Annotated in this window: 13 protein-coding genes; 10 read left to right on the forward strand and 3 right to left on the reverse strand. The window is 66.1% G+C overall.

From position 1 onward, the window contains the following. Positions 1 to 302 precede the first annotated feature (302 nt). From IPF49_15110 to IPF49_15125, 4 genes are all read left to right on the forward strand, one after another. The gene (locus IPF49_15110; protein ID MBK6288934.1) at positions 303 to 1,145 is read left to right on the forward strand and encodes a hypothetical protein; all 843 of its coding nucleotides are present in this window, start codon (positions 303 to 305) and stop codon (positions 1,143 to 1,145) included. A 402-nt stretch (positions 1,146 to 1,547) separates the two neighbouring features. Continuing rightward, positions 1,548 to 2,054, forward strand: a complete 507-nt coding sequence (locus IPF49_15115) for an AMP-binding protein (GenBank protein ID MBK6288935.1) — start codon at positions 1,548 to 1,550, stop codon at positions 2,052 to 2,054. A gap of 133 nt (positions 2,055 to 2,187) precedes the next feature. Next, positions 2,188 to 2,967, forward strand: a complete 780-nt coding sequence (locus IPF49_15120; protein MBK6288936.1) for a DUF3336 domain-containing protein — start codon at positions 2,188 to 2,190, stop codon at positions 2,965 to 2,967. Next, positions 2,964 to 3,659 carry a hypothetical protein gene (locus IPF49_15125; protein ID MBK6288937.1) on the forward strand — a complete coding sequence of 232 codons (696 nt, stop codon included), beginning with the start codon at positions 2,964 to 2,966 and terminating at the stop codon, positions 3,657 to 3,659. Before IPF49_15120 ends, IPF49_15125 begins: the two co-directional genes overlap by 4 nt. On the opposite strand, the gene IPF49_15130 is transcribed toward IPF49_15125, so the two are convergent. Then, a complete protein-coding gene (locus IPF49_15130) occupies positions 3,656 to 4,423 on the reverse strand; it encodes an SDR family oxidoreductase (GenBank protein MBK6288938.1) in 768 nt (255 codons plus the stop codon). The two genes, IPF49_15125 and IPF49_15130, sit on opposite strands and share 4 nt — an antisense overlap. Before the next feature lie 62 nt (positions 4,424 to 4,485). Then, on the reverse strand, positions 4,486 to 5,709 hold the full coding sequence (locus tag IPF49_15135; GenBank protein MBK6288939.1) for a DUF1214 domain-containing protein: 1,224 nt from the start codon (positions 5,707 to 5,709) through the stop codon (positions 4,486 to 4,488). A gap of 292 nt (positions 5,710 to 6,001) precedes the next feature. On the opposite strand from IPF49_15135, the gene IPF49_15140 reads away from it, so the two are divergent. From IPF49_15140 to IPF49_15165, 6 genes are read left to right on the forward strand one after another with little or no spacing between them, the layout of a single operon-like run. After that, positions 6,002 to 6,667 carry a response regulator transcription factor gene (locus IPF49_15140; GenBank protein ID MBK6288940.1) on the forward strand — a complete coding sequence of 222 codons (666 nt, stop codon included), beginning with the start codon at positions 6,002 to 6,004 and terminating at the stop codon, positions 6,665 to 6,667. Beyond that, a complete protein-coding gene (locus IPF49_15145) occupies positions 6,654 to 8,069 on the forward strand; it encodes a sensor histidine kinase N-terminal domain-containing protein (GenBank protein MBK6288941.1) in 1,416 nt (471 codons plus the stop codon). Before IPF49_15140 ends, IPF49_15145 begins: the two co-directional genes overlap by 14 nt. Before the next feature lie 57 nt (positions 8,070 to 8,126). Continuing rightward, positions 8,127 to 9,191 (forward strand): efflux RND transporter periplasmic adaptor subunit, encoded by a 1,065-nt coding sequence (locus IPF49_15150; GenBank protein MBK6288942.1) that lies wholly within the window; start codon positions 8,127 to 8,129, stop codon positions 9,189 to 9,191. 2 nt (positions 9,192 to 9,193) lie between these two features. Further along, positions 9,194 to 12,268, forward strand: a complete 3,075-nt coding sequence (locus IPF49_15155; GenBank protein ID MBK6288943.1) for an efflux RND transporter permease subunit — start codon at positions 9,194 to 9,196, stop codon at positions 12,266 to 12,268. After that, positions 12,265 to 12,579, forward strand: a complete 315-nt coding sequence (locus tag IPF49_15160) for a DUF3240 family protein (protein MBK6288944.1) — start codon at positions 12,265 to 12,267, stop codon at positions 12,577 to 12,579. Before IPF49_15155 ends, IPF49_15160 begins: the two co-directional genes overlap by 4 nt. Continuing rightward, positions 12,576 to 13,862, forward strand: coding sequence for a TolC family protein (locus IPF49_15165; GenBank protein ID MBK6288945.1), 1,287 nt, complete (start codon positions 12,576 to 12,578; stop codon positions 13,860 to 13,862). The genes IPF49_15160 and IPF49_15165 overlap by 4 nt, the downstream gene beginning before the upstream one ends. A gap of 37 nt (positions 13,863 to 13,899) precedes the next feature. Here IPF49_15165 and IPF49_15170 read toward each other — a convergent pair whose 3' ends face one another. Beyond that, a complete protein-coding gene (locus IPF49_15170) occupies positions 13,900 to 14,502 on the reverse strand; it encodes a nuclear transport factor 2 family protein (protein MBK6288946.1) in 603 nt (200 codons plus the stop codon). Between the last annotated feature and the right edge of the window lie 115 nt (positions 14,503 to 14,617).

Consider the following 14,617-nt stretch of genomic DNA (forward strand, 5'->3'; position numbering starts at 1 on the left):
AATGGAACTTGCGGCAAGGCGTGTGTACGCGATCTCGGGACTGAGCCCGATGACATCGATGCGGCCTGTCTTTGCGACGCGTTCACCTGCGAGATCATCACGCAGCTGAAAGCTTTGGCTTTTGCGGGCGCGGGAGGGCAAGGACATGGTACGTGCCGGCGCCCTCGATATCGACGGACGCCTGCCACAACACCCAGCGGCCTGCTTTCCGGAGGCCTATATCCACGGTATCAACAACATCAGCGAGGGTGTGCGTCTGTTCGCGGTCAATCGACGAGCCAGCCCGCAAGGCGGTGGAACATGTGCTCGTCAGCAGCGGTGTCCGGTGTGCCGACGGTGCGCTGATCCTTGGCAGGGACCTGATATCGCGCAGGTTCCGGGAGGACGGTTTCGGGGCGCCGGTCGCTGATTGCACCGATAAGGAGCTTTGCGTTGAATCAATTGCATTTGCGGACATCGAGCAGCGCCATATCGGTCGTGCCATCGCCATGCAGGCGCAGGCGATTGGCGAGCGGCCTTTTCTGCTGGCTGACGCGGCGCTTTTCTCCTTCAGCGAAGTCAATCGCCGGGTCAATGAACTGGCGGCAGGGGCTGGCGGCGCGGGGATTGACGGTCGGCGAGCGGCTGGCCTTCTGCGCGGAAAGCGGTCCGAGGTGATTTTCCCCGCGCTGGCGGCGGAAAGCTCAGTGCCGTGTGGGTGCCCATCAACCGAGTACAAGGGCGACTGGCTGGAAGACACCATCCGGCGCAGCCGCCCGCGGATACTGGTCACCGACACCCAACATGCTCGTGTTGCCGATGCGCGTGAGCGGCTCGCCCTCGAGCACCTCCTGGTTCATGGCGGCAGCAGCGAGCGGCCTGAGGCCGAGGAATTGGCAACGGTCGCTGCTGCCGGTGCCCTGGAGCCGGACATGAGCGGTTTTTCCGCGGTGATATCTGTTCGGTACTGTGGACCTCCGGCACTACCGGCAAATCAAAGGGGTGCTGCAGAGCCACAATGTTTTTTCCAACGCGGTCAGGTGCGAGCGAGCAGTTCGCGGCCACGGAGGGCGATGTCGTTTATCTGGTGCTGCCCACACAACACGGCGGCATGGGCGGACCAGTATCCCGCATGCCCTGTTCAACGGCCTGCCGCTGGCGATTGATCCGCAGTTCTCGGCGCGCAATTTCTGGGAGCGCGTCGACTACTATGGTGCCACCCAGACCTTTACCTCGGCGCCATGCACAACTTCCTGTGGAATGCGCCCGCGCGTGAGGACGATGCCGCTCACTGCCTGCGCAAGATGATGGCCATTCCGATGCCGCCGGAGGTGGGCCACTCCCCTTCAGCAAGCGCTTGGGTGCAGTTGATGAAGCAGGGCCTCGGACAGAGCGAGGCCAAGCACTGTGCAGCCACAACGAGAGTCCGGATCGAGCTGCCGGCCGCCAGCTGTGGCCGGCCGGCATCCATCTGGAGGCGAAGCTGGTGGATGACAGCGGCAACGAGGTGCCGATTGGCGAGCCGGGGCGAGTTTGGGTGCGGCCGCTGCAACCCTACCTGATCTTCAGTGGTTATTTTCGATGACCCCGAGGCCACCGCGCGTGCCTTCGAGGGGGAATGGTACAAGACCGGCGACATGCTGCGCCGCGACGACCGCGGATACTACTATTTCTCCGACCGGAAAAAGGATGCGGTGCGTTACAAGGGGCGCAATATCTCGACTTTCGAGGTGGAACTGGCGGCTCGGCGTCACCCGGCAATTCGGGATTGTGCGGCGTTCGGCGTGCCGAGCCAGGAGCTGGCGTCGGAGAGCGAGCTGAAACTCGACGTGTTGCTCAAGCCCGGGGAGTCATTGACCGCGCTCGAGCTGGCGCAGTTCATCAACGACAATGCACCGTACTTTTTCGTGCCCCGGTATATCGAGTTTGTTGACAGTCTTCCCACACACCGACCAACAAGCTGCAGAAATTCAAAGTTGCGCGAACGCGGCATAACCCCTCTCGCATGGGACGCGCAACGGGAGGCTTCAAGGCCGCCAGATAGAGTGCGGCGTCGAGAAGCGGACTGGCAGTGAGTGCAATGGGGTATTATCCTTTGCGGGTGGCCAGTTGGTTTCCTGGTGTACTGGCCAAAGCTGGAGGTTTTGATGTTCATGCCGCGAGAACGGTTCGCGTTCCCTTCTCGTATTGCAATCGCTGGACAGCGAGATGGTCAGCGCCGACTCCTACGAACAGTGGCAGCGCATTGCCGCCAAGCACGACAGACTGACCGGTGCCGAAGCGTGGCGCCGCGATCAGAAGTCCAGGCTGTACGACCACGAGAATATTCACCTGCGGTTGCTGCAACTGCGCCGGCTGCGCAAAAAGGGGGATGACCACGGTCTGCTGTTCGTGCTGAACGAGGGCATCCACGGCAACATGGACGGCATCGGCAAGGGACAGCTTTATATGCGTGCCAAGTGCGGCACCAAGCAGCTCATCGAGGACTATATCAACGAGATCAGCGAGGCGCTGGAATATCTCGCACCGCGCGACTTCGCGGGCATTCCGTGGGCCGAGCGGGTCGAGTTCTTTCAGCGAGCCAGCCATTGCTACGGGCGCTCGGCCCTGATGCTCAGTGGCGGTGGTACCCTGGGCTATTTCCACCTCGGCGTGCTCAAGGCATTGATCGAGCAGGAACTGTGCCCGACAGTGATATCGGGCGCCAGTGCCGGAGCATTTGTGGCGGCCATCGTGGGAACCCGCACCGACGCGGAGTTCCTCGCATTGTTCGAGGACAATTACCTCGCCCGCGCACTGACCATGAATTCCGAAAGCATCAAGCTCGGCTTTGGCAAAAAGAACCGCATTGACATGGATCTGGTCAAACGCGAGATGCAGCGCCTGATTCCGGATATGACTTTCTCGAGGCCTTCCGCAAGACGGGGACGCAGCATCAACATTACCGTCTCTCGCCCGCCAGTGTCAGGCAGACATCGCGCCTGTTGAATCACATTGCCTCGCCCAACGTGACCGTGCTCTCGGCGGTGCTGGCCAGTTCGGCGTTGCCCGGTGTCTTCGCGCCGGTGCAACTCGAGGCGCGCAACGCGGCGGGCAAGATCCGACCCCACCTGCCGTCGCGGCGCTGGATTGACGGCTCGTTCTCGCAGGATCTGCCGGCCAAGCGCTTGGGGCGCATGTATGGGATCAATCACTTCATCGTGAGCCAGGTGATGCCGGGCCTCGGCCGCGAGCCGAACCAGCGCACGGGAATCGGGCAGATCACCCGCGACGCGATGGTTGCGGCCACCAAGGAAATCGTGCGCGGCAATTTGCACTGGGTCCAGCGGCGCACGACAGTCGGTCCCCGCCTGGGCATGGCGATGAATACGCTGAACTCCCTGATCGACCAGCAGTTCGTGGGTGACATCAACATCTTTCCCGGCTACGGCATGGCCAACCTGGGCATGATTCTGCGCATGCTGAACGAAGAGGAAATGTCCCACCTGTTCAAGGCCGGGGAGCGGGCTACCTGGCCGAAAATACCTGCCGTGCGCATGACCGGTCGTATCGGTCGTACACTGGACGGCATCCTGCATGCGTTTGAGGTGAGCGAGGTACATTGGCTGCGTGCGTCGCGGCGGCCAACGGCGTTGCCGAAGCGTTCCAGCGCGCGCCGGGTGAAGAAGCGCGCCGGCTAACCGGATACCGTGAACCCACCGTCGATCGGCAGCGTTTGCCCGGTGATCCAGCTGGCTTGCGCGCTGCTCAGAAACAGCACGGCTCCGGCGACGTCCTCGGGCGTGCCGGTACGGCCGAGCGGGGTACGCGCGAGCGTCGGCTCGTAATACTGCGGGTTGGACAAGGTGCCCACGGTCATGCGGCTCTCGCACAGTCCGACCGCCACCGCGTTGGCGCGAATCCGGTGCGGCCCCCACTCGACCGCCAGCGCGCGGGTGATGCCCAGCAGACCGGTTTTCCCCGCACCGTAGCCCGGCACGATGCCGATGCCGAAATACGAGCTCATCGAGCCGATGCCGATGACCGAGGCGCCCCCGGTCAGCTGGCTCTTCATCAGTGCATCGCGACAGCGGCGCGCCATCCGGAAGCCCGAGACGAGGTGGATGTCGATCGCGCGCGCAAAGACGTCCGGATCCCACTCGTCCAGCCCGATGCTGGGAAGCGCGATACCGGCGTTGTTCACCAGGATGTCGAGTTCGGGCTGCGCCTGTGCCACCGCGTCGATTTGCGACATGTTTTCCACATCCAGTTGCAGGTAACGGTAGCCGGAGAGATCCGTGTCGTAGTCGGCCGTCGAGGCGCGCGTTCCGGTGATCGTCACCTGCGCGCCCGCCTCGCGGTAGGCGGCCGCGATGCCGGCGCCGATGCCACTGGTGCCTCCGGTGACGAGCACGTGCGCGCCGCGATAGTCGAAGCACGTGAAGTTCTGGATCGTCTCACTCATGTTCTGTCCCTTTTTTGATCTGGATCCGGCTGCGCCGGAAAGAGTTGTCCTCGATTCCGGCTTCAGTCCCCGACTTCGCCGCTGACGATCGGCTCGATCGCGGCCAGCGCGGCCAGTCCCTGCGTTTGCAGCGCGGCGAGCGCGACGCGATGCAGCGTCACCTGCGGCGGTTCGCCCTCGATCTTGATCAGGCGCAGGCTCATGCCGCCGTGCACATGGGCGCAGGGCCGGATCCAGTTGCCGCCGATACCCGGATCGCCCTCGGCGACGATCACGCGTACCGAGCCGTCGGGCTCGTACACCGCGGTGTATTTCTGCACATAGCCGTCGCCGTCCTCGTAGTTGTCGAGGTTCTCCTGCCAGATGTTGCAGAGCTGGAAAATCCAGTAATCGCAGGGAGTGGGTGTAAAGCTCAGCATCAGGGCTTCATCGGGCGCACACTCCCAGGTCCCGAAACCGTGGTGACGGTCGGGTACGCCGCCGTTGGACAGATATACCGTGCGGCTGAAGCGGATATGGTTTGGCCGCTTGCCGAGATTGTCCTGCCACCAGCTGCGCACCAGTTCCGCATAGCCCAGCACCAGTTGCGCCGACTTCGCCAGCGCCTCGCTCATCTGCGCCGGGCCGGTGGATCGCGGTGGCGCATCATCGAGGCGCTCGATGCGCATCGACGGCGCAATCGTCTGCGCGCGCCGGTGATACACCGTGCGTACCAGGACGCCGACGCAATCCTGCGTGATCGGCAACCAGTCCTTGTCGTTCACGGGCTTTTCACGACTCACGATCACCTCGAAATTGCCGTCGGCGTCGAAGCGAATCGCATCGCTCGGCAGGAAGCCGGTGGTGCGCAGCGTCGCCGGATCGAACTCGGCGAGGCCGGCGATGCCGCGTGGCGCCCAGTCATGCTCGCCGAGGTCGCGCGGCTGGCCCGCGCTCCAGGCAGCCATCACGAAATACGGGATCGTGCCGCGGTTGCCGCTGATGCGATAGTCGTGGCTGCCGTCGGCAAATTCGGCCAGCAGGTGATCCTGGTCCGGCGACTGGAAGTTGATGCCCTGGCGCCATGGCGCATCGCGCAGGCGCGGGCGCTCCGGTTCGCAGTTCTCCACGAAGCGCTCGAAGCCGTTGCGCATCAGGCGCGTGACGAAGCGGTACCATTCGGCGCGGTCGAGTTCGTCGGCGGTGTCGCCGAAGCGATCGACCATATGGCCCGCGAGGCGCACTTGCTCGCAGAAATCGTCCCACGCCCTGCCCGCGAGCAGACGCTCGGCCGCCTTGTTGCTCATGTATGGCTCCGCCAGTCCGATGATCTGCGCGGATCGTAGCCAGATTTGCGCGGGCTGTCATGCTGCAAATGGACCGGCAGCCACGGTGCGGCGTGATCGCTTGCGCAACCGGGCTGCCGCAGGAAAAACTCGTGACGATAACCCCGATTGCCCGCGCGCCGGCAATCGCGCAAATTTCGGTTACGGTCACGAATTTCCCCGGTTATGCTTGGTGTTTTCGCAACCCGGTCAATGGAGCTGGCAACGATGAGCGATACCGCGGCTGCCGCAGCACCCCGGGCGTAGACGCCACATGCGGGTGCTGGTGGTCGATGACTCCGAGCGTCTGCGCGCCGCCATCGCCGCGGGGCTGGCCGCGGCCGGGCTTGCGGTCGATACCGCGCACGATGGCCGCGATGCGCTGCCCTATCTCGACTCCGCCAGCTACGATGTGCTGGTGCTGGACATCGTGATGCCGCGCATGGACGGGCTTGCGCTGCTGCGCGAAGTGCGTCGGCGCAGGTTGCCGCTGCGGGTGCTGGTGCTGTCGGCGCGCGATGCCGTGGCCGATCGCGTGGGTGCGCTCGACACCGGTGCCGACGATTACCTGGTCAAGCCGTTTTCCTTCGATGAGCTGCGTGCGCGGGTACTGGCGCTCGGCCGGCGCGCCCACGAGGAAGCAGCTCCGCTGCTGGAGTTCAGGGGTCTCGAGCTCGACACCTCGCGGCGCATTGCGCGCGCCGCGAGCGGACCGATCGCACTGACCCCGAAGGAGTACGCGCTGCTCGAGACGCTGGTGCGAAACCCCGGACGCCTGTTCAGCCGGGCGCAATTGTTCGAGAACATCTATGCCAGCGACAGCGCTTCATCGGACAAGGTCATCGAGGTCCTGATGAGCAATCTGCGGGCGAAACTCGCGCGTGCCGGCCTGCCCGAGCTGATCGAAACGCGGCGCGGGTTCGGCTATGTTGCCGCGTGAGTTGCCGTCGCTCAGACGGCGCATAGCGCTCGGTGTGGGGCTCGCGGTCGGGGTGTCGCTCGGCGGTTTGTTCGTGCTGATCGACACCCTCGTGGATCGCGAGCTATATCGGCGCTTCGACGCCGGCATCGCGGGGCGCGCCAATGCGATCGCCGCCTACCTCGGCGCGCACGTCGCCGGTGCCGAGGAACTCTCGCGCTGGATGCCGGAGTTCCGCGAGGAGGGGCACACCGATTTCTTCCAGGCATGGGATGCGCAGGGGCGTGTCATTGCCCGCTCGGAGTCGAGCCAGTCGCTCGATCTCGCGCAGCCACGGCGAGTCGATACCGGAGAGTTCCGGCACTTCGATCTCGCGCTTCCCGACGGTCATCGTGGCCGCGCGGTGGCGCGTCGCTACGAGCTTGCGGCCGCGGACGAGCGTGGCAGTATCGTGCTGGTCGTAGCCGAGGAGCGCGAACAGCTCGACGAGCTGGAGGATCGCATCCACCTGATCTTCGTCGGCGGCGTGCTGCTGGCGCTGCTCGTCACGGTGCTGCTGGCCACCAGCGGTGCGCGCCGGGCACTGGCACCACTCGATCGCATCGCGGAACGTATCGCACGCATCCGTCCGGGCGCACCGCGTGAAACCCTGGTCGAGCCAGGCTTGCCCGCGGAGCTGCAGCCATTGGCGCAAAAATTCGATCAGGTGGTCGAGCAGCTCATCGCGACGCTCGATCGTGAACGTCGCTTTGCCCAGGACCTCGCCCACGAGTTGCGCACGCCGGTCGCGGAGCTGCGTGCGATCGCGGAGATCAATACCGGGCTCGCGGACCCGGCGGCGCTGCAGCGCGCCTTGCGCGAGCTGGGTGTGCTCGGTGCGGAAATGGAGCGTACCGTCGAGGCCTTGCTCACGCTGGCACGCTTTGACGCGGGGCTCGATGTGAGCGCACCCGAACCGCTCGATCTCGCCGGGCTGCTGCGCCAGATGTGTGAACGGCTGGAAGAGGCCGCCGCGGCGCGCGGCCTGCGTTTCGATGCGATGGTTCCCGCGGAATGCTGGGTGCAGGCCGACGCCGCGATGCTCGAACGTCTGCTCGCGACCCTGTTCGCCAATGCGCTGGATCATGCGCCGCCGGGAGGCGTGGTGCGGTTGCGCTTGCACGATGGGCCAGCGCCGCTGCTGGAAATCGCCAACGACGCGCCGGCGCTGGGCGAGGACGATCTGCCGCGACTGGGTTCGCGCTTCTTTCGTGCCGTCGATCCGGTTGCCGGCGCGCCGGTTCATCACGCAGGCCTCGGGTTGGCACTGGCGCGGGCGTTGGCGCGGGCCCACGGTCTGCGCCTGGAGTTCGCCCTGGCGGGCGGCGAACTCATTGTGCGCATCGAGGATTTCCAGCCGCTGGATGCACTCGGCGCCGCTTAAGCGAATCCACAGCCTGGTTTGGGAAACTGGCACGATCTGTACCGGAGTCGTTTGCCGATGAAGTCCCTGTCACGCGCGTTCTGCACCGCGCTGCTCGCCGTCCATCTTGCCGCTGCCGCACAGGTTCCCCCCCTGGTGCTCGAGGTCAGCGAGGCGCAGTCACGGGCCATGGGGATCGAAACCGCGCCGTTGGTTGCCGCGCAGTGGGTGCGTGTGGCCCGGTTGCCGGCACGGGTGGAACTCGACCCCGCGCTGCGACGGGTACTGAGCGCGCGCCACTCCGGCACGGTAGTGGCGGTGCTGGCGCGCGAGGGCGAGGAGGTACGCGCGGGACAGGCAGTGCTCGGCCTGCACAGTCCGGAGTGGGCGCAGGCAATCGCGAGCGCCCAGGGAAACAGCGCACGCTTGCGCCAGGCAACACAGGCCGAGGCGCGTGCGCGGGCACTGCTAGAGGCAGGCGTGATCCCGCGTCGCGAACTCGAGGCGGCACAAGCCGAACTCGCCGGGATGCGGGCGCTGGCCGCAAGCGATAACGCGCGCACTGCCGGTGGGCGTATCGATGACGAGGGCGTGATCGAGCTGCCGGCGCCCGTGTCCGGCCGGGTGCTGCGCCGGCCCGTGGATGCGGGCAGCGCGGTGATGGCCGGCGACGCGTTGCTGGAAATCGCGACCGGCGACGCCCTGGTCGCGCTCGGCAGCGCACCGGCACGCCTGGCCGGAGAACTGGACACAGGCATGCGAGCCACGACCGCGGCGGCGCTCGATGGTACGGTCAGCGCCGTGGGCAGCGCGCTCGACCCCGCAACGCACGCGCTCGCGGTACGTTTCAGCCTGCCCGCGGGGGCCGCGGCGCCGGGGCAGATGATCGAGCTCACGGTGTCGCGCGCGGCGCCTGCCGATACGGTCGAGCTGCCGGCATCCGCGGTGGTCGATATCGGGGGGATCGCCAGCGTATTCCTGGTGCGCGAGAACGGGTTCGCGGTGCAACGGGTATCGCTGCTGAAGAGCGACAGTGGATCGAGCTGGGTCCGCGGTGCGCCGGCCGGTGAGCGGGTCGTGATACGCGGCGTGCTGGCGCTCAAATCGCTGGCGCAGGCCGGCGCCTCGCCCGAGGGCGAATGAGCATGCTGGCGCGGCTGGTGGAATTTGCGCTGGCGCAGCGCCTGCTGGTCGCGTTGTGCGCGATCGGGGCCGTGGTGGCCGGGAGCATCGCCTGGCGCGAGTTGCCGATCGACGCCTTCCCCGATATTTCGCCGACCCAGGTGAAGTTGATCCTGAAGGCACCGGGCATGACGCCAGCGGAAGTCGAACAGCGCGTGATCGTGCCGCTGGAGATGGAACTGCTCGGCATTCCACGCCAGTCCATGCTGCGTTCCTCGGCCAAGTACGCGATAGCCGACCTGACACTCGACTTCGAGCAGGGCACCGACATCTATTGGGCCCGCCAGCAGGTCGCGGAACGCTTTGCGGTGGTGCGCGGCGATCTGCCGGCCGTCATCGAAGGCGGGCTGGCGCCGATCGCGACACCGCTGTCGGATCTCTACATGTTCACGGTCGAGGGTGAGAGCTACAGTCTCGAGGAACGCCGTACCCTGCTCGACTGGGTGATCCGTCCGGCGCTCCGAACCGTGCCCGGGGTTGCCGATGTCAACTCGCTCGGTGGACGCGTGCGCAGCTTCGAGATCGTGCCCGACCGGCTCGCGCTCGCGGAAGCCGGGCTCGGCATCGATGAACTGCAACGCGCGCTCGAGCACAACAACGGCAATGACGGAGCCGGCCGGCTCGAGGAGGGCGAGGAAGCGCTGGTGGTGCGCGTTACCGGCGCGCTGCGCGGCGTGGAAGACATTGGCGCCACGGTGGTGGCGATGCGCGGGACCCGGGTACTGCGGGTGGCCGATCTTGCCAGCGTGCAGGAGAGCTCGCTCACGCGCTACGGCGCGGTGACCATGGACGGGCGCGCAGAGACGGTGGAAGGCCTGGTGGTGGGGCTGCGCGGCGCCAATGCCGCGAAGGTCGTGGCCGGGGTGAAGAAGCGCCTCGATGAGCTTGCAACGAGCCTGCCGCCCGGAATCCGCATCGAGGTGTTCTATGACCGCAGCGATCTGATCCAGCGCGCGACGGGTACCGTGATGCGGGCCCTGGTCGAGGCCAGCGTCCTGGTGGTCGGGCTGCTGCTGCTGTTTCTCGGCAACCTGCGCGCGGCGCTGGTGGTCGCCGTGACCCTGCCGCTGGCGGTGCTGGTGACCTTCATCGTGATGCGCCTCACCGGTCTCGGCGCCAACCTGATGAGTCTCGGTGGCCTGGCCATTGCACTCGGGATGCTGGTCGATGCGGCCGTGGTCGTGGTGGAAAACACGGTGGAACACCTGGCGCAGCCACGGGGCTCCACGCCGCAGCTGCACCGCATCTGGCGCGCCGCGGCGGAAGTCGCGGCACCGGTTGCCTCCGGAGTCACGATCATCGCACTGGTGTTCACCCCGCTGCTCACCCTGCAGGGGCTTGAAGGGAAGCTGTTTGCTCCGGTTGCGTTGACCATCGTGTTCGCGCTGGTCGGTTCCCTGCTGTTGTCGTTCACGGTGATCCCGGTGCTCGCATCGTGGCTGCTGCGCGAGGGGCGTCACGCCGAACCCTGGCTGATGCGCCGCCTGCGCGAACCTTATGCACGGTCGTTGGCTTTTGTGCTGAACCGGCCGCGGCCAGCGATCGCGATCGCGACCGTGGTGTTCGCGCTGGCCGTCGGGGCATGGTTCGCGACCGGCAAGACCTTCATGCCGACAATGGACGAAGGAGCAATTCTGGTGCAGCTGGAGAAACTGCCCTCGGCCAATCTCGATGCCAGCGCCGCGGTCGACCTCGCGGTACAACGGGCGATTCTCGCCCGCGTGCCCGAAGTCCGCTCGATCATCGCCCGCGTCGGCGCCGACGAGCTCGGTTTCGATCCGATGGGGCTCAACCAGACCGATTCATTCCTGGTGCTGGCACCGAAAGCCGAGTGGCGCAAGCCCGACAAGGAGTGGCTCACCGCCGAATTGCGCACCGTGCTGGAGGATTTTCCGGGCACGGCCTATGCGTTCACCCAGCCGATCGAGATGCGCGTCTCGGAAATGCTGACCGGCGCGCGCGGCGATGTCGCGATCAAGGTGTTCGGGCCGGATCTCGAGGTGCTCGAGCAGCTCTCGGCACAGATCGAAAAGGTGGTTGCCGGTATCGCGGGTGCCCAGGATGTGTATCGTCTCACCAACGAAGGGGTGCAATACCTGGAGGTCGATATCGACCGGCTCGCGGCCGGGCGGCTCGGCTTCGATGTGGCGAGCCTGCAGCACGAGTTGCGCACCCAGGTCGAGGGGCAGGTGGTGGGCAGCGTGATCGAAGGCGCGCGCCGCATACCGCTGCTGATCCGTGGTGATCAGCAGCTGCGCAACGATCCGGCCCGGTTCCGCGACCTGCCGCTGGTCGCGCCCAGCGGCGCCGCGGTGCGTATCGGGGACGTGGCAAGGCTCGAGCGCGTCAACGGCCCGGTCAAGATCGACCGCGAGAACGGTTCGCGCTATGCGCTGGTGCAATCCAACGTCGCCGGGCGCGACCTGGTCGGCTTCGTCGAGGAGGCCCGCGGCGCGGTCGATGCGGCGCTCGAATTGCCGCCCGGCTACCTGTTGAGCTGGGGCGGACAGTTCGAGAACCAGCAGCGCGCCGCGGCGCGACTCGCGCTGGTGGTGCCGGTGGCGCTGGGGCTGATTTTCCTGGTGCTGTTCACCAGCTTTGGCAGTGTCCGGCAGGCGCTGCTGGTACTGGCGAACATACCGTTCGCGCTGGTCGGCGGATTGCTTGCGCTGTGGTTGTCCGGCGAATACATGTCGGTCCCCGCCTCGGTTGGATTCATTGCGCTGCTCGGCATCGCGGTATTGAACGGCACCGTGATGGTCAGCTACTTCAACGATCTGCTGGCGCGTGGCAAAGCGCTGGCCGACACCGTGGTCGAGGGTGCGCAACGTCGCCTCAGGCCGGTCCTGATGACGGCTTCGATAACCGCGCTGGGGCTGGTGCCGTTGCTGCTCGCGAGTGGCCCGGGTTCCGAGATCCAGCGTCCGCTGGCGATCGTGGTGGTTGGCGGATTGCTGAGCGCGACCCCGTTCACGCTGCTGTTTCTGCCGCTGATTTTCCGGCGTTTCGGCCAAGACGCTTGCGGGAGGAACCCATGAATACATCGCTGGTGCAACTGACGCTGGCTTTTCCGGTGGTACTCGAGGAGCAGCTGCTGGGCGAACTGCGCGAGCTGGACCCCGATCTGCCCGGCTTTACGATCCTGCGCGCACAGGGCCATGGCCACGGTTATGCGCACGCCTCGATCAGGGAGCAGGTGCGCGGGCGCACCGAGCGCGGGCTGATGCAACTGGTCATGGCGGCTGATCGCGCCGAAGCGTTGGTTGCGGGACTGGGTGTGCGTCTGCCGGTGGTGGAAATCGCCTACTGGATCACCCCCGTGCTCGGTTTCGGGAGGCTGGGGAAATGAGCAGGCACCTGTCGGGTCTGGCGGGAGGGCTGATTGCCGCGCTGTTCGGCAGCAGCGCGTTCGGTGCGGTCGCAGGATTGCCGGCAAGCCTGCTCGAGGCGCTGCCGTCGCGCGCGCTCGCGGTCACGGCCATCGACGCCGATCCGGTGGTACTGCGCGCCGACGCCGAGCGCGAAGCGGCTCGTGCCCGGGCTCGTGGCTACCGGCGCGGTTCGCACGACTGGGTGGCAGGGGCGGGCTACGCCTCACGCGATGTCGCTCAGGATCGCCGTTACGACGAATGGGAAATCAGCGTCCAGCGCGGGATCCGCTTGCCGGCCAAGGCGGAGGCGGATCGCGGCCTGGCCCGGCTGGAGGAAAGCGCGGCGAGACATGCCTATGCCGACGCGCGTCACGCGGCGGCGATTGCGCTGCTGGAGACATGGATGGATTGGCGCGAGGCCGATGGCCAGCAGCGACTCGCGGCCGCCGCCGCCGAGTTGGCGCAAAACGATCTGCGCATCATCGAGGAGCGGATGCGCAACGGTGATGCCTCGGCCGCCGATCTCGACGCGGCACGCGCCGCGGCGGCCCAGGCGGCGAGTGGTGCACGCATGGTGCAACTGGAACAGGAGGAGGCGCGGATCGCTCTCGAAACGCGTTTCCCGGGTCTCGAGCTGGCGCCGGGGAACACCGCCCTGCCGCAACCGGCGATACCTGCCGAGCCGCTGTCGATCTGGGGTGAGCGGGTGGTCGAGCACAATCACGAGATCGATCTGGCCGCCGCCCGTGCCCGCCTGGCCGAATTGCAGGCGCAGCGTGCGCGCCTCGAGCGGCACGCAGACCCGGTGGTTGGTGTGCGTACCGTATCGGAGCGCGACGGTGACGAGCAATCGGTCGGAGTCTTCATCAGCATCCCGCTCGGCAGCGGCGCCCGCGCCAGCCTTGCCGATGAGCGTACCGGCCAGGCCGGCGCGGCCGCGGCCAGCGCCGCGGAGGTGCGCCGCAACGTACTGAGCCAGGCCCGCATACTGGTGGCGCGGGTCAGCGGCAGTGTCGATGCCTGGCAGAGCGCGGCACAGGCGAGCGAGGCCTCGAAGAGCCATCGTGAACGCTTGCAACGCGGTGTGACGCTGGGCGGCGTGCGCATCGGCGACCTGCTCGATGCGCGCCGACGTATGCTCGATGCCGAGCGCACGGAGCTCGAGGCGCGCGTCGTGGCGCTATCCTCGATTGCCCGCCTGCTGCTCGACGCCCACGCCTACTGGATCGATGAGGACCATCAAAGCGTGGCAGCGCCCTGAGAGGCGCTGGCACCGGCCCGAAGCGCTCGCGCCGAGCCTATTTGGCGGCGAGCGGGGTGCCGAAACTCCCGAGGTAATGCGTGGCCGGTTTGGGGGTCTCGGGGAGCTGTGAATTCAATTCGTAGATGCGGCGGTAACGGGTTTCCCTGATCAGCCAGCGGCCGTCGACTTTCTGGTAGCGATCCCAGTAAATCGCGGTGCCGGTGGTGAAGTGATTCGAGTTCAGCTGCCACATATTATCGGCGAGGTACCAGATCCCGGTCGCTTCGGTTTCGCTCAGGATCTGGATCTCGGGATGGTGCCCGTTGTGGTGTCCGATCGACTGCTTGTGGAAGGCCTGGGTGACTGCGGCCAGGTATTCGGCCTTGCCGTTCAGCTTCCATTCATAAGTGCCGCCAATGAAATGTACCGTGACCTGCTCATGGAACAAATCCGCGAGTTCGGCGAAATTCGCGGTGTCGACGCAGCGGAAATAGGCATGCTTGAGCTGGCGGATGGCTTCGATGTCCATCAGCATCTGGATGTCACGACGCAGCTCGTCGAGCCCGCCCTGACTTGCGTTGAGCGCGCGCCCGGCGCTTATGCCCATGGTTGCCTTGGTTATCGGCCCCAGCGCCGCAGATTTTTTGTCATCGCTCATAGCATCCTCCTCGGGTGGTTATACGCGCCCCGCCATCGATGGGGGGAATCGCGTCCGATGATAACGGAGACAGGGCGTGATTGCTCAGCCATTTGCTTCGGTGTAACTGCCGGAG

It is taken from the genome of Gammaproteobacteria bacterium (genome assembly GCA_016705365.1).
In the GTDB taxonomy this organism is placed as follows: Bacteria; Pseudomonadota; Gammaproteobacteria; order Pseudomonadales; family UBA5518; genus UBA5518.